This is a genomic window from Thermolongibacillus altinsuensis, assembly GCF_004341205.1.
Taxonomy (GTDB): Bacteria; Bacillota; Bacilli; order Bacillales; family Anoxybacillaceae; genus Thermolongibacillus; species Thermolongibacillus altinsuensis.
The window spans coordinates 115,455-133,570 of sequence record NZ_SLUL01000007.1; the positions used below are offsets into that span (position 1 = coordinate 115,455).

General features: G+C 37.3%; 23 protein-coding genes and 1 pseudogene. 7 read left to right on the forward strand and 17 right to left on the reverse strand.

The window, feature by feature from the left end; all coding sequences use genetic code 11:
- Nucleotides 1-30: 30 nt before the first annotated feature.
- On the reverse strand, nt 31-450 hold the full coding sequence (locus EDD69_RS08395; protein ID WP_132948510.1) for a threonine/serine exporter family protein: 420 nt from the start codon (nt 448-450) through the stop codon (nt 31-33).
- Between the two features lie 18 nt (nt 451-468).
- On the reverse strand, nt 469-1,224 hold the full coding sequence (locus EDD69_RS08400) for a threonine/serine exporter family protein (protein WP_132948511.1): 756 nt from the start codon (nt 1,222-1,224) through the stop codon (nt 469-471).
- A 366-nt stretch (nt 1,225-1,590) separates the two neighbouring features.
- On the opposite strand from EDD69_RS08400, the gene EDD69_RS08405 reads away from it, so the two are divergent.
- A complete protein-coding gene (locus EDD69_RS08405; RefSeq protein ID WP_132948512.1) occupies nt 1,591-1,800 on the forward strand; it encodes an alpha/beta-type small acid-soluble spore protein in 210 nt (69 codons plus the stop codon).
- 147 nt (nt 1,801-1,947) lie between these two features.
- On the opposite strand, the gene EDD69_RS08410 is transcribed toward EDD69_RS08405, so the two are convergent.
- Nucleotides 1,948-3,177 carry an anti-sigma factor domain-containing protein gene (locus EDD69_RS08410; RefSeq protein ID WP_132948513.1) on the reverse strand — a complete coding sequence of 410 codons (1,230 nt, stop codon included), beginning with the start codon at nt 3,175-3,177 and terminating at the stop codon, nt 1,948-1,950.
- A complete protein-coding gene (gene sigI, locus EDD69_RS08415; protein WP_243643072.1) occupies nt 3,177-3,917 on the reverse strand; it encodes an RNA polymerase sigma factor SigI in 741 nt (246 codons plus the stop codon). The genes EDD69_RS08410 and sigI overlap by 1 nt, the downstream gene beginning before the upstream one ends.
- A gap of 462 nt (nt 3,918-4,379) precedes the next feature.
- On the opposite strand from sigI, the gene EDD69_RS08420 reads away from it, so the two are divergent.
- Nucleotides 4,380-5,759 (forward strand): DUF5667 domain-containing protein, encoded by a 1,380-nt coding sequence (locus EDD69_RS08420; protein WP_132948515.1) that lies wholly within the window; start codon nt 4,380-4,382, stop codon nt 5,757-5,759.
- Between the two features lie 98 nt (nt 5,760-5,857).
- Here EDD69_RS08420 and EDD69_RS08425 read toward each other — a convergent pair whose 3' ends face one another.
- The 7 genes from EDD69_RS08425 to EDD69_RS08455 all read right to left on the reverse strand — a co-directional run bounded on the left by EDD69_RS08425 (nt 5,858) and on the right by EDD69_RS08455 (nt 10,388).
- The gene (locus EDD69_RS08425; protein ID WP_132948516.1) at nt 5,858-6,127 is read right to left on the reverse strand and encodes a hypothetical protein; all 270 of its coding nucleotides are present in this window, start codon (nt 6,125-6,127) and stop codon (nt 5,858-5,860) included.
- Between the two features lie 151 nt (nt 6,128-6,278).
- Nucleotides 6,279-7,067: a HipA family kinase gene (locus tag EDD69_RS08430; protein WP_132948517.1), complete on the reverse strand. Its 789-nt coding sequence runs from the start codon at nt 7,065-7,067 to the stop codon at nt 6,279-6,281.
- On the reverse strand, nt 7,057-8,160 hold the full coding sequence (locus EDD69_RS08435) for a glycosyltransferase family 4 protein (RefSeq protein WP_132948518.1): 1,104 nt from the start codon (nt 8,158-8,160) through the stop codon (nt 7,057-7,059). Before EDD69_RS08435 ends, EDD69_RS08430 begins: the two co-directional genes overlap by 11 nt.
- Nucleotides 8,161-8,189: 29 nt before the next feature.
- On the reverse strand, nt 8,190-9,002 hold the full coding sequence (locus tag EDD69_RS08440) for a protein kinase family protein (RefSeq protein WP_132948519.1): 813 nt from the start codon (nt 9,000-9,002) through the stop codon (nt 8,190-8,192).
- A 200-nt stretch (nt 9,003-9,202) separates the two neighbouring features.
- On the reverse strand, nt 9,203-9,508 hold the full coding sequence (locus EDD69_RS08445) for a hypothetical protein (protein WP_132948520.1): 306 nt from the start codon (nt 9,506-9,508) through the stop codon (nt 9,203-9,205).
- Nucleotides 9,509-9,638: 130 nt separating this feature from the next.
- Complete coding sequence (locus EDD69_RS15465; protein ID WP_207893266.1) at nt 9,639-9,983, reverse strand: hypothetical protein; 345 nt, start codon at nt 9,981-9,983, stop codon at nt 9,639-9,641.
- Nucleotides 9,984-10,058: 75 nt separating this feature from the next.
- Nucleotides 10,059-10,388, reverse strand: a complete 330-nt coding sequence (locus EDD69_RS08455; protein WP_132948521.1) for a hypothetical protein — start codon at nt 10,386-10,388, stop codon at nt 10,059-10,061.
- A 377-nt stretch (nt 10,389-10,765) separates the two neighbouring features.
- Here EDD69_RS08455 and EDD69_RS08460 point away from each other — a divergent pair, with 377 nt between their 5' ends.
- From EDD69_RS08460 to EDD69_RS08470, 3 genes are all read left to right on the forward strand, one after another.
- Nucleotides 10,766-11,740, forward strand: coding sequence for an L-lactate dehydrogenase (locus EDD69_RS08460; protein ID WP_132948522.1), 975 nt, complete (start codon nt 10,766-10,768; stop codon nt 11,738-11,740).
- Between the two features lie 35 nt (nt 11,741-11,775).
- Nucleotides 11,776-12,789 (forward strand): PTS sugar transporter subunit IIC, encoded by a 1,014-nt coding sequence (locus tag EDD69_RS08465; RefSeq protein WP_132948523.1) that lies wholly within the window; start codon nt 11,776-11,778, stop codon nt 12,787-12,789.
- A 168-nt stretch (nt 12,790-12,957) separates the two neighbouring features.
- The gene (locus EDD69_RS08470; RefSeq protein ID WP_132948524.1) at nt 12,958-13,392 is read left to right on the forward strand and encodes a GNAT family N-acetyltransferase; all 435 of its coding nucleotides are present in this window, start codon (nt 12,958-12,960) and stop codon (nt 13,390-13,392) included.
- Between the two features lie 66 nt (nt 13,393-13,458).
- Here the strand turns inward: EDD69_RS08470 and EDD69_RS08475 are convergent, their stop codons facing one another.
- From EDD69_RS08475 to EDD69_RS08490, 4 genes are all read right to left on the reverse strand, one after another.
- On the reverse strand, nt 13,459-13,779 hold the full coding sequence (locus EDD69_RS08475; RefSeq protein ID WP_341539345.1) for a hypothetical protein: 321 nt from the start codon (nt 13,777-13,779) through the stop codon (nt 13,459-13,461).
- Nucleotides 13,780-13,875: 96 nt separating this feature from the next.
- A complete protein-coding gene (locus EDD69_RS08480; RefSeq protein WP_132948525.1) occupies nt 13,876-14,232 on the reverse strand; it encodes a YunG family protein in 357 nt (118 codons plus the stop codon).
- Nucleotides 14,233-14,350: 118 nt separating this feature from the next.
- Nucleotides 14,351-14,716 (reverse strand): YybH family protein, encoded by a 366-nt coding sequence (locus EDD69_RS08485; RefSeq protein ID WP_132948526.1) that lies wholly within the window; start codon nt 14,714-14,716, stop codon nt 14,351-14,353.
- Nucleotides 14,717-14,902: 186 nt separating this feature from the next.
- Nucleotides 14,903-15,334 (reverse strand): carboxymuconolactone decarboxylase family protein, encoded by a 432-nt coding sequence (locus EDD69_RS08490; RefSeq protein WP_132948527.1) that lies wholly within the window; start codon nt 15,332-15,334, stop codon nt 14,903-14,905.
- Between the two features lie 122 nt (nt 15,335-15,456).
- Between EDD69_RS08490 and EDD69_RS08495 the strand changes: the two genes are divergently transcribed.
- On the forward strand, nt 15,457-15,924 hold the full coding sequence (locus EDD69_RS08495) for an Lrp/AsnC family transcriptional regulator (protein WP_132948528.1): 468 nt from the start codon (nt 15,457-15,459) through the stop codon (nt 15,922-15,924).
- A gap of 191 nt (nt 15,925-16,115) precedes the next feature.
- On the opposite strand, the gene EDD69_RS08500 is transcribed toward EDD69_RS08495, so the two are convergent.
- The gene (locus EDD69_RS08500; RefSeq protein ID WP_132948529.1) at nt 16,116-16,889 is read right to left on the reverse strand and encodes a patatin-like phospholipase family protein; all 774 of its coding nucleotides are present in this window, start codon (nt 16,887-16,889) and stop codon (nt 16,116-16,118) included.
- 131 nt (nt 16,890-17,020) lie between these two features.
- Nucleotides 17,021-17,188, reverse strand: a pseudogene (locus EDD69_RS15555) (aldo/keto reductase); the annotation flags it as partial.
- A 199-nt stretch (nt 17,189-17,387) separates the two neighbouring features.
- Between EDD69_RS15555 and EDD69_RS08510 the strand changes: the two are divergent.
- Complete coding sequence (locus EDD69_RS08510) at nt 17,388-18,116, forward strand: M48 family metallopeptidase (RefSeq protein WP_132948530.1); 729 nt, start codon at nt 17,388-17,390, stop codon at nt 18,114-18,116.

Here is an 18,116-nt window from a genome sequence, read left to right on the forward strand (position 1 = left end):
CATGCCGCTGTCATGTTCCTCTTTTTACGTTTACGCCTTTTTTATGATTTGATTGATCACTTCTGAAAATACAAGACCCATCGCAATCGCTCCAGATATCATAAATGCTTTTGCAGCCAATTGAAGGGCAAGGTTGTAGTCATCAATGACAAAATGCCGCATGGCCTCGTATGCCAATCCCCCGGGAACTAAAGGAATAATCCCTGAAACGCTAAATATCGTCATCGGAGTTTTATAAATCCTCGCAAACAGTTGGCTAATCAGCGCTATGAAAAAGGTAGCAACAAATGTAGCAAGAACAGAATCAAAATCATATTCGACAAACGAAATATAGATGAACCAACCGATCATTCCAACCAGTCCGCCGTTTAATAACAATTTTTTTGGAACATTAAAGATGATTCCGAACGCAGCGGTGGCAATAAAGCTAGTCAAAAGTTGTTCGATCATCGTTCTCTCTCCGTTTTTTTAATAGATTGAAAAAATAAGCGCAATGCCCGTACCAATGGCAAACGCTGTTAAAAATGCTTCTGCCCCTTTTGATAATCCTGCAACTAAATGACCTGCCATTAAATCTCTCACAGCATTCGTAATTGGTATTCCCGGTACTAATGGCATCACTGAACCAATGATAATTTTATCAAGGTCATGTCCAAGTCCAATAGCAACAAAGCACATTGCCAATATTCCAGCAATGAACGAGGCCAAAAATTCAGCAAAAAACTTGATTTTTACTAAACGATGAACAAAATCAAGACAGTAAAAACCGCCCCCGCCGGAAATCAACGCCGGCAAAAAGTCACTCCAGCTGCCTTGGAATATAATAGCGAAACAACCGCTCGCAATCGCTGCCGCTGCCACTTGCACCCAAAGCGGATAAGCAAGACGGTTAGTCTCCACTTCTTTTAGCATATCGTAAGCTTCTTTCAAAGATAGTTCTCCGCTGCTAATTTTGCGGGAAATGCTGTTGACAATGATGACCTTTTGCAAATCCGTTGAGCGTTCGGCAATGCGAATTAATTTCGTCGGTCCAGTCCCGTCAATCGAAAAAATAATTCCTGTCGGCGTCACATAGCTATGGGACTCCCGAATGCCAAACGAAGCAGCAATCCGCATCATCGTATCCTCGACCCGATACGTTTCCGCCCCGTTTTGCAGCATAATTTTTCCTGCCAGTAAACAAACTTCGACGATTTGATTGGTTCGATCTAAGTGATTGATCATTGTTTTTCTCTCCAAACTTTATACATAGGATGAAACAAAAAGTAAATCTGTACTAAATTTAATTCAATTGAGATATTACAGGAAAAAAAGTTTTTAGACAACCGAATTAGAAGCCAAAGTCAGCACTTCTAAAAACAGTTAATTTTCATTTTAAGTCATTGAAGGCATGCTCTAATAATGAAAATCGAGCAGCAATAAACGCTGCTCTTTTTTAGAAATGCAGTTATTTTATTATTTTAGTTTTTCGTTTATTTACAATACGTTCCAGAATATTGCGATATCCACATATCATTACCATCATAAATTGGGTGATGAGATAGCAAACTAAACATGCAAGCGATTATCTAATATAAGGAGGAAATAAACATGGCTAGAAGCAGCAATAAATTGCTTGTGCCTGGGATTGAACAAGCACTTGATCAAATCAAATATGAAATTGCACAAGAATTTGGCGTACAGTTAGGTTCTGATACAGTCGCTCGCGCTAACGGTTCTGTCGGGGGCGAAATCACAAAACGGTTAGTAGCACAGGCCCAAAGTCAACTTGCTGGAACTGCTCGTACTCAGTCTAAATAAAATGGATATAGCCGAGTGAGATCACTCGGCTTATGTACAAATTCGTCGCTCTCAGCATGTTTCGAGGGGAGCCAGGATGGCGAATTTCGCCGTCGCCCTCAGGACGTGGGCGGCCTTTTAGGCGAAATTGGGGCGCTTTCGCTTTTCTTATTCCTCTTGTTTTGGTGTGAATGTTCGTTTCTCAAATTCGTTATCAGGCATAAATAAAGCGTTGTTATCATTTTGAATCCGTTTTAATTTTAGTGCATCGTTTTCTCGCTCATATTCTTTTTCATGTTCTCGCTCTATTCTCTGTTGTTCATCATCATTTCCATTTCTATTCTTTTGTGCCCATCTTTCTTTTTCCCTCTCTTTTCTCCCTTTTCTCTCTTTTCTTTCTTCTCTCTCTTCTCTATCTTCCCGCTTTTTTTCTTGTATTCCCTTCCTTTTTAGCTCTTGTTTTTCTTGATTTTCTTCTTCAACGAAATAGTTGGAAGGAACTTGTTTTTTCATTTTTGCTTGTTCTTCTTTTTCAAGTTGTGGCTGTTCTTGCTGCTTCGGCTTTTGTTGAACTTTTTGTTTTCTTTCAAGTTGTGGCTGCTCTTGCTGTTTCGACTCTTGTTCTTTTTTGAGCAGGTTACTTGATGGAGGAAGATGGTTATCATTACTTTCATTTTGCTCTCTGTTCACAGGTACATTTTCTTTCTGATTTTGGCTACTTTCGTTATTTTTTATTTTATTTTCTTTTTCGATTAGCCTCATGTATTTTCCAGTTGTAAATCCTTTTTCTATCGCCTCTTTTCTCAACTCTAACGTACTTTTCTTGGTTGTAACAACGATATCTTGTTTTTGATAAGAGCGTTTTACTTCATCTAATTCTTTCGCTAGCCGCTGCGAAGAAGAGCGATTCGCTTTTTTTTCAACGGTGGTAATCAGCACTTCCTCCCCTTTGTGCAAATAACCGTTTTTCATACTCAATTCAATAATTTTCTTTGTAACGTCAACAAACTTTTTTTCTTTCCAGTCAGAAAGATTGGCAACCAATTTTTTGCCATCTTGATTATAGCCCCTGATGTTGATCACTTCTAACTTTTTATTGATCATTAATTCAATGCTTGGGTTGATATCGATCGACAAATACGCATACACTTCATTCGAAGTAACGCTCGAAAACAAACTTAATACCAGGAGACATACTGCGGCGATGCTCGCGACCGCTAATTTAAATGAAGAAAAATGAAAAAACGGTTTTTTTGTTTTTTGGCGCCGCATTGGAATTCCTTCAATTTCCTGTCCAATTTGATAAGATCCTTCTTTCTTTATTTGAACAAATTCACCGTCAGGGGTTAATAGCGTGACAAAATCATCATCAACCTCTAATACAATTCCTTTTTTCATTATGAAAGCACCCCTTTTATGTAATCTCTTAAATAGACGTAATCACCAGCTAAAACAATGGTGATCGCAATAATATATTTACGGTTTCTCTCTAATGTTTTGCGACTTACATGAACCTTGCTTTGCAGCTGTTTAATTGGCAATTGTTTTTTCTCAAAAAGTTTTGCACATAGTTCGCGGTCTTCAGCTAACAACTTAGCAATTTTAATCGCATTGAGACGGGCATCAGAATGTTTTGGAGATTGTTCAACCAGCTCTTGAAAACTAATCCCAAACTCTTGTAACACTTTTTGATAATGAATAATTTCCTCTTTTCGCTCTTCCTGCTCCATTTGCTTATAAAATTCATCCATTGATAATCTCGTGTCTAAATACGTTTGTGCCGCTTCTTCTTCCTCTTGTTCTTCTAAAGAAACGGTTTTGACTTTTGCTTCTTTGCGAATATAATCAATCACTCTTCTTTTTATAATCAGTTCAGAAAAAGCAATAAAAGAACCACCTTTATTAACTGCATATTTTTCAATTGCTTCATTAAATGCGATTAAACCTATGCTAAATTCATCATCCTCTTCACTAATAAATCGTTTACAGACACTTGAAACCGTTTTTGCGATAAACGGTTTGTATTCATGAATCAATCTATTTTGTAATGCTGTATTTCCTTTTTGGATTTCAGCAATCATATGTTCGATTGGTTTCTCTTTTTTAAACTTAAATAATATGCTGAGCATCAACTTCACCTCATTGTGAAACAGACAAAAACTTACCCTTCCAAGATATCATTCGTACATCATAGCGAATTTTTGTCGGTGGCTCAATCGGAAAATGAATGCAATGTTGTAATCACCATTGTTGAATGCTTTCTCTCAAAAGTGAAACTGATATCACAGAGAATAAGTTTTTGTCAACGAAAATACTCACTTTGCTATTGAAAAAGAGAAGTTGAGCATCTCACATATTCTAATATAGTTATACGTAAATAAAAAAAGATATAGGGGGCATTCAGAGATAAAAACCTAACTATTTTTGCAAAAAATCCTTTCCTAAATTTAGTAGACATTCAAATTTCTGTAAACAAAATAATCAGGATATTTGTGAAAAAATATGAGTTTTTTTTTGTTTTGCGACAAAAACGAGCCATTCGGTGCCGAATAGATATAGTGCACGACATGAAATAAAACAAACTGACAGGAGGAGTCAAAATGAAGTTTAACAAAAACATCCGCAATGTGTTAGCAACTGGAGTCATCACAGCCACACTCGCTCTACCACTTGGAACAAGCAATGTATACGCAAGTGAGAATGAATCCGTGACACAAACGAACAACACCACCATTGTCGAAGAAAACAAAACAGCAAACACTACAAAAACAATGGAAGCATCTCCAGAAAGCACGGTAACTGAGACTGCTCCAGAAGCTTCAACTGTTGACAATGAAAAAGCAGAATCTTCTTTAGATGAAACGAAGGGATCAGAACAAAAAACAGAAACAGGTATAGAGGATACCAATAAAAAAATGCCGTCCCTTCTTCCGGGTGACTTCTTTTACTTCTTAAAAACGATTACCGAAAAAATTAAATTGGCGTTAACATTTGATGATGTTGAAAAAGCAGAGTTGCTTGCAAATTTTGCTCAAAAGCACATCGCTGAGGCAGAAGCATTACTTGCTCAAGGCGAGGAGGAATTAGCTAAAGAGGTTCTTGAAAAAGCGTTAGAGCAACAAGAACTCGCTATGGACAAGTATGAAGAGACGCAACAAGAAAAAACTGCGAAAGAACAAGATCCTGTAAGTGATGAAGCAACTGGAGAAGCAACTAAAGAAGGAACAGATAAACAAACAAATCATTCAGCTGCTGAAATAGATTCAATCCGTCAACAATTAGAGGAAAAATTGTCCCAAAACATTTTAGCTTTACAAGCGGTTTTAGCGAAAATCGAAAACCCTAAAGCAAAAGAAGCACTCGCAAAAAACATTGCGAAAGCGCAAGAAAAGCTAGAAAAGAAAATTAATAAAAAGCTAGCAAAACTTGAAAATAAAGAGCTTAAAGCTGAGAAAAAAATCGATGAGCTAGAAGAAAAACTAGCATCTGGTGAGATTAGCCAAGAAGAGTACGAAAAAGCATTAACAAGAATTCAAAATCATCTAGCGAATGAACAAGAAAAAGCCGTTGAAGAAACAACTAAAAAAATCGATAAAGTAACAAAAGAGATGCAAGAAAAAATTTCTGATAAACAAGAAAAAGAAGAAGCAAAACAGTTAGATAGCGGTAATCATAACGATAGCCGTTATAACGAAGCAAAAAAAGCCGCGGAACTCAAACGTGAAGAAATGAAAAAGGCTGCAGAACTCAAACGTGAAGAAATGAAAAAGGCTGCGGAACTCAAACGTGAAGAAATGAAAAAAGCCGTGGAACTCAAACGTGAAGAAATGAAAAAAGCTGCGGAACTCAAACGTGAAGAATGGAAAAAGGCCGCAGAACTCAAACGCGAAGAAGCGAAAAAAGTAGCAGAACTCAAACGTGAAGAAGCGAAAAAAGCAGAAAAACGCGAACATGAAGAAAAGGAAAAAGAGGAGAATTAATTCTCCTCTGGAAACGTCTAAAGCCGATAAACAATAAAGGATCGTTTTGTTTATCGGCTTCTTTGTTAATATCTTATTTTGTCAAACATCTCTATTCATTAATCTCTCTGATTCTGATCTTGATCTTGTTCTTGATCTTGATCAGATTCCGCGCGTGAACGTACTCTTGTAGCAGAATCGGAATCGACATCAATGTCAATATGAACCTTTGCATTTCCACTTTCAATGACTTTTGCAATATTTGTGTTTTTATCTATATTTTTGCACACAAATATCGTATCACTGATCCAATCACTATATAGATTCAAGCTGAGTTTCCGACATATCTCATCATGAATAAAAGACCGCTTTTCTGCCATAGGCGGCAAGATTTTTCTTGCCGCCCCGGCATGCTAGAAGCATGCCCATTCCGAATGTAAAACGCATGACAGACAAATTCATTTGTCTGAATGGCGTTTTCGTTCGGGGAAGTGGCAGAAAAGCTTGTTCATGCCGGAAAATTAAGCTTATCATATATAACTAAGGAGATGATCCATTTATTCGTGAGTTGCGTATAGGACGATACACTTTTTTAATAAACTTTTCAATTAACATAGGCAATACTTTGTCACGTCTGCAAATAAGCGCTTTGATGATTTCCTGCTGTTCTTCAAGGGATAAATGCCAGTCGCAAGGAATCAGTAAAAGAATTTCTTCTAATAATTGTGTAGGGATGGTTTGGATGAGTTTGATTTGCTTTTTAAAGTCTTCTTCATCGGTAATAAATCGCGCCATCATTTCATGTGTAGCACTTTTCATTATCTTTTGCGGAAGGTGGTGAAGATCATTCGTGATCCAAGAAAATGACCCAAATATTTCAGCTTGATCAATGATCCATAAAAAATAACTGCCTTCTTCTCGCTCTTGCAACAACACATTTTTTCGCGTTCGGTCGGTGTTGCATAGCCAATAGTCAAACACGATAATTCCTGCAAGATCTTTATGATTAATGATGCTTTTAACGTTTGCTTCATGTCCGTTGACGCTATTTTCTATATATTTACTTGCAAAGTGTTTTACCGTATATTGAAATTGGTCTTTGTTTGGAATTGTATCTATAAACTCTTTAGGCATCTCTACTAAACACGCTGGGGCAACCGGCAATTCCATATACCGAGCAATACAGTAAGCAAGCCATTCATTAATGAGCGCTTTCTCTTCTGTCCTTTTAAACAATTTTACAACGTAATCTTCATTATGATCGAATGTAATGAAATGTGCGTTATTTGTTTTGCTTTCAAAAAGCTTGTGATACTGTTTAGGATTCATCCGTCTTCCCCTCCCTTGTTACTTCACGCAAAATCTCAATATATCGATTCGCGCAATGGGAAATGGAAAACATCTGTTCAACACGTTCTCGAGCTAATTTCGAAAGGTTTCCATATCGCTCTTGATCATCTACAATACGATAAATTTGTTCCGCTGCTCCTCTAACATGCTCTTCACGGAATAAGTATCCCGTTTTGCCATCTGCGACAATTTCCGGAATAGAAGAAACACTAGGCGCCACTACTGGAACACCGCATGCCATCGATTCGATAAACGTATTACCGAAAGATTCTGCCTTTGTTGTTGCGATGGTACATCCACCGGACTGTCTAATTTTTGCATAAACATGCGGCATCTCATGATAAGGAACAACGGGAAACCATTTGATGATGTCGGTTAATTGCCGTTTTTTCCATTCATCTTCAAATTGTTGACGTTCCACACTTTTGGCTCCACCAATTACCCAAAATTCAATATCCTCTCTCTCTTTTTGTACTAGTTCAGCTGTTTTCAATAAAAGGCGCCAATTTTTCCGCACATCTAATCTGCCAATATACGCGACTATTTTTTTATCAGAAGAAACAATAGGATCTTTTTGTTCATGGATTTCTTCAGGTTTTAGCGGGCGGAAAAATGATGGATCCAAACCGTTATAGATGACTTCAATCGGTGTAGGTTCATTGACTAGGATGGATAATACCCGTTTTTGATGTTGGGAGGGGACAATGAATTTTTGCGGTTGAATTTGATCGTATCCTGTTAAATTCCGCTTTAACTTCATAATTTCAGGTGTGCGTGCTTCAATGATGATGGGACCTTTGTAGTTTGCTTTTGCTAACCAATCGTAAGCTTTGCTCGTATCAACAACAATAATCGCATCATAATGATTTTTCGTTAAAATTTCATGGATCCTCTGTTCATCCGTTGTTAAATATACAGGAGCGATATCTTTCATCATATGCATCCCGCCAAGGTCTTTACAATAGAGAAACTCAGTTGTGATCCCACGCTGTTTAAAATAAATGGCCCGATTGCGCCAACCGGCATTCACTCCTCCGACCGTTAATAAACGCCAAATGACTAAAATTTTCAACTACCTCTCCTCCTCAAAACCTTGCTATATTATTTTTTCTTCTTTTTCTCTCTTTTCAATCTTTCTTGTTTCTTAAGCTCCTTTACTACTTTATATACAAGATTGTGCAAATGTTCATAATGTCTCTTTTTATTCTTAATCGTTAACAATTTGTTTGCTTCTTGTCCAATGGAGCTCCAATCAAAATCTTTCTTCCTTTTCATCTCCTCGTACATTTGCGCTGCTACTTCATCCATATGGATATAGTATTGCCATTCTTCATAAAGCTCTGGAGCCATTTCTTGAACGTGTTGTAAGAAGACCGCTTCATAATCTTTTCCTAAGCTTCGCAATAACTTTCTTGGATACGGATACGTTCGATTTCGCCATACGGTTCTTCCGACATCGATCACTTTTAACGAGCCGTCCTCTTGAAGATAAACTTGCCGTTTATGATGATCGATTCGTTCATAACCAATTTCTTTAAACGTCAATAACATTTGAATCAACTGATAAGATAGTTCTTCCGTTAATGGATTCGTTTGCAAATATTCACGTAAATCAATTCCGTATACCATTTCCATCACAATAAAATTTTTACCTTTACAGTAGATTTTCGGAATAAGCGATGTATGTTGGCCAAGAGACATCGCGTAATGTTCTCTGGCACAATCTTCTTCATCGCCATATACTTTCATACACATTTCGTCATTAATTTTAAAAACGGCACCTTGTCTTCCTCTCCCGATCATTTCAAAACTACTTTCACTATTTACGATCACATCTTCGTCTTCTATTGTTTTCACTTTAATTTTTTTTACTTCTTTCTTAATCTCGCTACAATCAATCATTTGATTTTGCAAGTAACCCCACCTCTTTCTCGCTATTTGAAGCGCATAAATACTCTTTCTATTAGTTAATGAAAAACTTTACATTCCGGTCACTATCAACGGTCTATCTTTCGCACAATTCAAAAAAGAAACTAAAGCCGATAAACAACAAAACATCGTTTTGTTTATCGGCTTCTTTGCTAATATCTTATTTTGTCAAGCATCTCTATTCATTAATCTCTCTGATCCTGTTCCTGTTCTTGCTCTTGATCTTGATCAGACTCCGCACGAGAACGTACTCTTGCAGCAGAATCTGAATCCACATCAATGTCAATACGAATCTTTGCATTTCCACTCTTAATCACTTTTGCAATGTTCGTATTTTTATCTATATTTTTCAAATCATTTTCATTGTCTACTTCCGTATCATTTCTTAAGTCGATATCAGAGTCGAATTCAACATCTGCTTTTGAACGGCTGTCTGCATCTGCATTCGAACCGTTACGACCATTGGAATCCCTAAAAAAATTTCTGCTCATTTCCTCACCCCCTTCCTTCTTTGTACAAGTAGTCTATTCAAATTTACACGAAAGTGTTTGCACAAACACCATTAGTTCCCTTGCTCAATTTTGTTCCCCTTATCTACGTAAAATGAGGAAGGTAATGATATTACCATCCCCATCTTTTTGGATTTATCCCATTCGCTTTGGATCGATCGTTCGTTTCTCTTCGATCGTTTGATTTCTTATAACGATTCGTGAGAGTCTCTAGTTTCGCAACAGCTAGATCAAACTCTTCGTTTGTCATTTGTTTTGTCGCTAATAATGAACAAAGAATAGCAAATGCAATTGGCATCGTATCCACTTGAATATCTACGTTCACATCAACATCCGAATTTCCGCTATGCCCAATTTGCGATTGATTGGATTGTTTATCAATGGAATAAACTTTCCCTAGCGAGGATAAATTTCCTACATTCTCTAACGAAAATTGCTGGTCATTCTCCTTTTTCATCCCATCACATCCCTTCTTAAGGAATAAAAGATAGGAAAGGTGAGATTAAACGTTCCCACCCATCCTTTACGTCTGCTAGATTCTCAGTTGTCTTGCCCCCTGTTCTTGCTCTTGATCTTGATCAGACTCCGCACGAGAACGCACTCTTGCAGCAGAATCTGAATCCACATCAATGTCAACATCAACCCTTGAATTTCCACTTTGAATGACTCTTGCAACATTCTTATTTTCATCTACATTTTTCAAATCGTTTTCATTATCTAGCTCCGTATCATTTTTTAGTTCGATATCCGATTCAAAATCAACCTCTGCTTTTGAACGGCTGTCTGAATCTGCGTTCGAACGGCTTGGACTAATAGATTGAAAATTTCTATTAATAGGAAAACCTCTCCATGGTTCACTCATTCTCTCTCCTCCTTTTCTCCCTTGTACAGTTAATCTATTCACACTTATCCAAAAATGATTAGACAAACACCATTAGGTTGGACGCTGATGTTTGATCATGATTCGATCGCTATGAAATGTATAAACCAATTTTTAATGGTAAAATTTTTATAATATAGTAAAAAACAATGATATTACCATTTAAAACATGTATTTATTCAAATTTCTTTCAAATTGTAAGCGCTATTCATAGTTGAATTTCAGTTGAAACAGCTATACAATGAAAATGTGAAATTTTTCACAATTAAATTATCTCCTGACAAAAAAATTATTTTTTAAAACTATTTTGTGAAATATTTCACAACATAAACTACCCATTTTTTAAGGAGATGAACAGCATGAGAAAAACAACAAGAAAAGTTGCGATCATCGGTACAGGATTAGTTGGTTCAAGCGCGGCCTATTCCATCATCAATCAAGGAATTTGTGAAGAATTATTAATGATCGATATTAACAAGGAACGCGCGATAGGCGAAGCCTTAGATTTATCCCATTGCATCGATTTTGTAAATTCAAGAACGAAGGTTCGCGCGGCATCCTACAGCGATTTAGAAGATGTCGATGTCGCGATTATTACTGCTGGTCCGCCGCCAAAACCAGGACAAACTCGCCTAGATACGCTAGGAATTGGCGCAAAAATTATGGAAGATATCGTTCCACAAATTATGGCGAGCGGTTTTGATGGAATTTTCTTAATCGCTTCCAACCCGGTTGATATTATCACCTATCATGTTTGGAAGCTATCCGGTTTACCAAGACATCGAGTGATCGGAACAGGTACTTCGCTAGATTCTTCAAGATTAAAAACATTTTTATCCGAAATTTTAGATGTCGATCCAAGAAGCATTAGCGGCTACATGATGGGTGAACATGGGGATTCGCAATTTGCAGCTTGGTCTCACACTTACGTAGGCGGAAAACCGCTTCTAGAAATTTTAGAGGAACGAAAAGAAGAACTTGGTGAAATCGATCTAGATGAAATTGTCGACAAGGTTAGAAAGGTTGGCTTTGAGATCTTAAAACGAAAAGGAACCACTTACTACGGAATCGGAAATGCGTTAGCTTATATTACAAGATCGATTTTCAACGACGATCATAAAATCATTGCCCTCTCTTGCGTATTGGATGGCGAGTATGGCGAAAAGGATATTTGTACAGGTGTTCCTGCCGTTATTACTCGTGAAGGAATTAAAGAAATTGTCGAGCTTCGCTTAACGGAAGAAGAGCAAGCAAAATTCAAACAATCCAATGCTGTATTACGTGAATACATGGAAAGCATCGGTTACAAACAAAAAGTTTTAGTAACGGTCTAATTTAACTTTATAAAACTAGAAAGAAGGAGCTTCCTATGAAAGAATATGTAATGCCAAGAATTTTTAAAGCTTCAACAGGGATTGCTCAAGGAATTTTTGTCACACTCGGTATTGGTTTGCTTATTAAAAACTTAGGAACAAACTTTGGAATTAGTGCACTTGAACAAATTGGTACGATTTCGATTAGTCTGATGGCACCAGCGGTCGGTGCGGGAATCGCCTTAATGTTGGGAGCAAACGCTCTTGTCATCTTCTCGGCAATGATTGCAGCAGCAGTCGGGGCAGGTGCTCTAAGCATTACAGAAGCAGGCGTTCTCATTAAACCAGGAGAACCAATCGGAGCACTGTTAACAGCTACCATTGCCACTTATGTAGGGAAACGAATCAGCGGAAAAACAGCTCTTGATATGATGCTTGTTCCATTAGGAACAATGTTAATCGCTGGATTGGCTGGTTTATGGTTATCACATGTCATTGCTCCGATTTTAACAACGGTAGGCGGAGCGATTAAATCATCAACTGCAGGTAACCCACTGCTCTCATCGATCGTTTTAGCTGTCGTTTGGGGATTGTTCTTAATCTCACCAGCATCATCTGTGGCATTAGCGATGGCCTTAGATTTAAGCGGTATTGCAGGTGGAGCAGCTTTGGCAGGCTGTGCGGCGCACTTTATCGGATTCTCTCTCATTTCTTGGAAAGAGAATCAACTAGGCGGAATTTTGGCTCAAGGGATCTGTACTCCTAAAGTACAATTGCCGAACATTACAAAAAACCCATACATCTTACTGCCAACCGTCGTTGCCAGTGCGGTTGCTGGACCAATCTCCGCGTTAGTGTTCAAAATTGAAGCTGGAAAAGAGATTGCAGGTATGGGATTAAGCTCTTTCGTCGCTCCATTACAACTTCTAACAACATATGATGTCACATTTATCGTTCCAGCGATGCTGATCACTTACGTACTTGTGCCAGCTGCAATCTCATATGCCATCTACTATATGCTTAAAAAGCTTGGCAAGATTAAAGAAAACGACTTAAGATTGCCGAACTAATTATAAATTAAATAGAGGGTGTCCTCAATTGAGGGCGCCCTCTTTCTATTTTTGATAGAGCAGGCAAACCGTGTCTGGTTTTATTTTTAATTTTCGAAAATTTCTTATTGTCTTCCATTGCGATAATTATTTATAATTCAGCTAAAAAATGCAGAAAGGGAGAGGAATTTGTTTCAAACGATCGAGTACATCAAAAAACCGTTTATGGTTTCAACAGATCGAAACAAAGTCAATGTAGACAAAGTGTGCGAATTTCTCGCACAGTCATACTGGGCAAATACACGAAAGCGCGAAACCATCATAAAATCACTCGAACATTCAATATGCTTCTCGTTATTTCATGAAAACACGCAGATTGGATTTGCGAGAGTCATTACCGACGGAGCAACGTTTGCTTATTTGTGCGACGTGTTTATTGACGAAGCTTATCGGGGAAAGGGACTCGGAAAATGGATGTTGGAATGCATCTTGGAACACCCTGATATCGCCCCGGTCCGCCGTTTTTGTTTAGTGACAAAAGACGCACACGAGTTTTATCGACCATTTGGTTTTCAATCGTTACAACAACCGGAGCGTTTTATGGAGAGAATGAATGAGCAATGATGTTTTGCTGCATGGCGAACAGTGGTAGGCGCTGTTCGCCTTGACTTTGTTCTTAAACTTGATTTTTTATTGCACTAATGTTCCTTTTGAAAGCTTAAATATTCCAAATAACAGGCAAATCATACTGATCCCCCATAACACTCCGGCCTGGCCTAAAAGAAGGGATACCTCTTCTGATGCCATTGGATGATGATAATCAAAGGATATTGCTTTTAACAAAACATATACCGAAATCGAGAACGTTATAAAATGAGTCAAAATCCAGAAGAATGCTATCCTTTGTTTTCTATTCTTAATCCAAAGAAAAATGATGGTTATCATGGCAATACCCATTATGATTGAAAAACCACCGATTAACATTCCCATAAGTTCTTCTTCCATCGGCATATTAGAACACCTCACATAATATTTAGAACAATAATTGTTACCAAAACGGATAGTGAACAGGACCAACCCCTGTTCGCCGTTCGGTTCAAATATGATTTAGTTTTTAAAAAAGTTTTTATATACATTTGTTTTTAAATAATTGTATTGTCTTTCATTCGTATCCGCGAAAGCTTCTTCCCTATTAGAAGGGATATCCATATATTCAATAGCTTCCGAAAATTGAGATTCTGTTAAATCATAACGCTGACCATTTATTTTGTTGTAAAAATGCCAACCTTCAGGAGTCGGTGTTTTCATTATTTCTCCACCAAATATATCGTTTACCACTAACGCAGTTACTCCACATTGTCCCTTTGCTGGATTTTGAGGAGTCCATTTAGAGCTTGATTCGATTGACCAGACTTTCATTAAAACGTTTTTGAGTTCAAATATTTTCTCTTCTAAACTATGCATTGGTTAACCTCCTTCTTTCTGAACAAAAAATGACTATAAATAAAAAATTTACCCCTTGTGCATATAAAATAATTTTTTGTTCAACTATCGTCCCCGTCAGCACAGCATAGCTGTAATATTAAAGACTGCTTAAATGCTCATGAATTAATTTCCATTCTCCTTTTTCGTTTTTAATGAACACATTAGTGGCTCTACCGCTACCCGAAACAAATTTTCCGTTGTGATAACCTTCATAATGATATGTATAAGTACAAGTTGCAGAATTTTGATCAACGGTTAACCAATGTACATTGTTTGCAGTATAAACTTCTTCTTTAATGGTATTCCAAGCATTTTCAAAATAATTTTGGATTTCTTGTATAGTTGTACATGTTTGATCTGTAAACCAAAAAATAGCATTTTCATGTAATACTTTTTTCACATTATTAAAATCATGGGTATTCGTTGCCTCTATGTATTGCTGTAATGCTTTTTTATACCCCATTAATGAAACCTCCTTATAATCCTCCCTACTATTTGTTTAATACCTCCCCAAAAATTCAAATTCCTCCTAATACATGTAAAAAATCTCTCGATGAGAAGGACTTTTTGCATATTCCTAAGCTATTAAACACTTGCACTTTCAAAGCCACAGAATTCCTCCAAAAACTCGTCAAAACAAATATTTTTTTTACTTATCTCTTTCAAGATTTTCATTTGGCTTTAAGTTCATCATAGCTCCAAAATATTGAGATGCTGTCGTAAAACAAATGAATGCACACAACTCACTTATTTCCTGATCACTAAATTCCTTTTTTAATATAGAAAAATGGGATTCATCAATAGCGCCTCTTTGCTTTAAAAACACTTCCGCAAACCCCACGGCCAGCGAAGTTTTCTCATCAAATAAATGAGGTTCAGGCTTCCCCTTTGCCTGACAATATTCACAACCGTTCCTTTGCGCCAATGTCCTTCTCACTTGTTCTTTCAGTTCGGCAGATAATGCTCCATCCGCTCCAAGCAAATTCCCTAACTGATTCCACAATTCCATGATCTGTCTGTTATGCCCAAGCAACTGTTGAAATGGCGTTTCTCCATGTAAAGAGAATGAGATTCTAGCCATTGATCCCACCCTTTCTTTTTCCTTCATTTTAAAAAACTTTGAAGCTTATTGGTATTTTATATAAAATGAATTTATCGGAAATACCATTTATATGAAACAAAAAATCAAAGGATGGTTTACAAATGAAAATAGATGAAATTGATTTAAAAATTATTGCAGAATTAAAAAAAGACTCCCGTTTATCAATGAGAGAATTAGGAAAGAAAGTTAACTTGTCTCCTCCCTCTGTGGCCGAAAGAGTAAAAAAATTAGAGGAGAGTGGAGTGATTGAAGGATACACTATTCAGGTAAATCGAAAAAAACTAGGGTTTACAATTGATTGTATTATTGAAGTGACGATTAAAAACGGAGATCATAAACGGTTTAAAGAGTTCATTGAACAATACCCAACAGCGTTGTCTTGTTACCGTATTGCCGGGCAAGCATGCTATATGGTCATGCTGACAGTTAGTCAATTAGAGGAAATTGAAGAATTTATTAACGATGTTTCTTCCTTTGCAACAACCCTTACACATATCATATTCTCGGAAGTGAAAATAAAAAATGATTTAGAAGCACATACTCCTTTGCTGCGATCTGATGAGAAATAATATAAAGCCGCTTTTTCTATGTAGAGCTTTACAATTGTAACTTTGCATATACTCTATAATCCAGTTGCTTTGTCAAAAAAAAAGACCGATTGAGAGAGGAATTTCATTTTCTCTCAATCAGCCATCATTTAGCGAACAGTGTCAGGCACTGTTCGCCAATGAAATCCATCATGACAACCTCTGTTTCTGTTTCATTTTAGTAATGTCAACACTTCATGAATCTTGTGTTGAGCTTCCCGTTCGCCCGCTTCAATGCACTCTCGGATTCTGCTTGTGTCGAACGCTAAAATGTGCCCTACTTCCGGACGAAAAACCACATCCGCATACTTGAGATTAGCACGTCGCTGCCTTGTCATCATAATCATCAAAGAACGATAGACCACTTCAAAAAGACTGCAGGGCTCCTGTTCTTCATGTTCTCTTTCGACATCCACAGCAATGACTACATCCATTCCTGCCATTCGAAGCAAATCAGCCGGGAGGTTATTCAAAACTCCCCCGTCTACCAACACTTTGTCTTGATAATGTACCGGAGAGAAAATACCGGGAATCGATGTGGTGGCCCGAATGGCTAAAACAAGACTCCCTTCCTCAAAGACAAACACGTTTCCTTTAATTAAATCTACCGATACCGCTCGAAAAGGAATCTTCAGCTCCTCAATTCGAATATCGCCAAGTCCCTTTTGTTCTAAAAATTCAATAAGTATGGCGTATATTTTATTTCCAGCGAATATACCACGTTTTCGAATTCCGATATCTAAGAATCGGTAGGGTGGGATGTTCAGAATAAACTCTTCAATTTCCTCGACGTCAATACCGGCGGCAACTAAACCTCCAATTGCACCGCCCATGCTGGTGCCTGCAATAAAATCAACCGGTATTTGATGCTTTTTTAAAACCTTTAACACACCAATGTGGGCTAGCCCGCGTACCGCCCCGCCTCCCAACGCTAATCCTACTTTCATGACTATTTTGTCCCTCCCTTCATACGATTTATTGGAAGCAATCCAAACCAGTACAAGTTTTCATTTTTCTAACTGATGAATCTCTCCCACCTACACTTCGTTTAAAGGAGAAAGGCTTCTCTGAAAAAATGTTAAATAATATCCAAAGGCATTTTCTTATGTGGTTTTGGAAAAACTTCATCAAGTCTGTTCAGGTCTTCTTAGGTCAATTCAATAGTAGCAGCTTCGGCATTTTCAAGAACATGTTGTTCCTGTCCAGCTTTTGGAATGGCAATGACATCATTTATGCGTATCGCCCAAAAAATACAATTACATTAAAATTTTTCCATAAAATACAACGAAAATCAATCTAATTTGTTATTTACTAAAGAGCAAAAATAACAAATTAGATTAGTTTCCTTATTGTCATAAGTTCTGTAAATATAGTATTGACATTGACCTTTTACAAGGGGAAGATAAAATTATTAATAAACTGACAAATAAGGAGTATGTATTTATATGCCTAGCTTTCAATATGGCAGGACAACGATAGATTATACATTAGAGTACAAGCCAGAAAAGCGGGATGTGACGATATCGGTTGAATGGTTGGAAGGAGTAAAGGTAGTAGCTCCTGAGGGGATAGAGCCTACACTTTTAGATTCTATCCTTTATAAAAAAGCCCCATGGATTATTGATAAATGGCAGGCGTTGAATCAAATTTCCGATCCCCCCGCTCCGAAAGAGTTTGTAAGCGGGGAAAAATTTGCTTATTTGGGGCGTAACTATCGGTTAAAAGTATATAAAAGTGAAGAAGTTACAAAACCAGAACTTATATTTAAACAAGGTAAATTTATTGCCACGGTGCCACCGCATTTAACAGAAGAAGAAAGAATCTCATTTTTCCAACAAGCGTTCAAAGATTGGTATATTCAGCACGGAGAAATGAAACTACAAGAACGTTTAAAAATTTATTGCCCTAAAATGGGAGTAACCCCTACTAAAATTAAATTAAAAGAACAAAAAATGCGATGGGGGACATGCACCAATGAAGGAGCAATTTATTTAAACTGGAGAATTATGATGGCACCAATGCCAATTATTGATTACTTATTAGTACATGAATTAGCGCATCTTAAATATCCGAATCACTCAAATGATTTTTGGCATTTTGTTAAATCTGTGATGTCCGACTATGAGCAAAGAAAAGAATGGTTGCGTGTAAACGGTCCAACCTTAACTTTATAG

Excerpts from the sequence above, each read along its gene's own strand:
- EDD69_RS08395 (WP_132948510.1), bottom strand. The coding sequence starts at position 450 with ATGATCGAACAACTTTTGACTAGCTTTATTGCCACCGCTGCGTTCGGA.
- EDD69_RS08400 (WP_132948511.1), bottom strand. The coding sequence starts at position 1,224 with ATGATCAATCACTTAGATCGAACCAATCAAATCGTCGAAGTTTGTTTA.
- EDD69_RS08405 (WP_132948512.1), top strand. The coding sequence starts at position 1,591 with ATGGCTAGAAGCAGCAATAAATTGCTTGTGCCTGGGATTGAACAAGCA.
- EDD69_RS08410 (WP_132948513.1), bottom strand. The coding sequence starts at position 3,177 with ATGAAAAAAGGAATTGTATTAGAGGTTGATGATGATTTTGTCACGCTA.
- EDD69_RS08420 (WP_132948515.1), top strand. The coding sequence starts at position 4,380 with ATGAAGTTTAACAAAAACATCCGCAATGTGTTAGCAACTGGAGTCATC.
- EDD69_RS08430 (WP_132948517.1), bottom strand. The coding sequence starts at position 7,067 with ATGAATCCTAAACAGTATCACAAGCTTTTTGAAAGCAAAACAAATAAC.
- EDD69_RS08445 (WP_132948520.1), bottom strand. The coding sequence starts at position 9,508 with ATGAGCAGAAATTTTTTTAGGGATTCCAATGGTCGTAACGGTTCGAAT.
- EDD69_RS15465 (WP_207893266.1), bottom strand. The coding sequence starts at position 9,983 with ATGAAAAAGGAGAATGACCAGCAATTTTCGTTAGAGAATGTAGGAAAT.
- EDD69_RS08455 (WP_132948521.1), bottom strand. The coding sequence starts at position 10,388 with ATGAGTGAACCATGGAGAGGTTTTCCTATTAATAGAAATTTTCAATCT.
- EDD69_RS08460 (WP_132948522.1), top strand. The coding sequence starts at position 10,766 with ATGAGAAAAACAACAAGAAAAGTTGCGATCATCGGTACAGGATTAGTT.
- EDD69_RS08465 (WP_132948523.1), top strand. The coding sequence starts at position 11,776 with ATGAAAGAATATGTAATGCCAAGAATTTTTAAAGCTTCAACAGGGATT.
- EDD69_RS08475 (WP_341539345.1), bottom strand. The coding sequence starts at position 13,779 with ATGCCGATGGAAGAAGAACTTATGGGAATGTTAATCGGTGGTTTTTCA.
- EDD69_RS08480 (WP_132948525.1), bottom strand. The coding sequence starts at position 14,232 with ATGCATAGTTTAGAAGAGAAAATATTTGAACTCAAAAACGTTTTAATG.
- EDD69_RS08485 (WP_132948526.1), bottom strand. The coding sequence starts at position 14,716 with ATGGGGTATAAAAAAGCATTACAGCAATACATAGAGGCAACGAATACC.
- EDD69_RS08490 (WP_132948527.1), bottom strand. The coding sequence starts at position 15,334 with ATGGCTAGAATCTCATTCTCTTTACATGGAGAAACGCCATTTCAACAG.
- EDD69_RS08495 (WP_132948528.1), top strand. The coding sequence starts at position 15,457 with ATGAAAATAGATGAAATTGATTTAAAAATTATTGCAGAATTAAAAAAA.
- EDD69_RS08500 (WP_132948529.1), bottom strand. The coding sequence starts at position 16,889 with ATGAAAGTAGGATTAGCGTTGGGAGGCGGGGCGGTACGCGGGCTAGCC.
- EDD69_RS08510 (WP_132948530.1), top strand. The coding sequence starts at position 17,388 with ATGCCTAGCTTTCAATATGGCAGGACAACGATAGATTATACATTAGAG.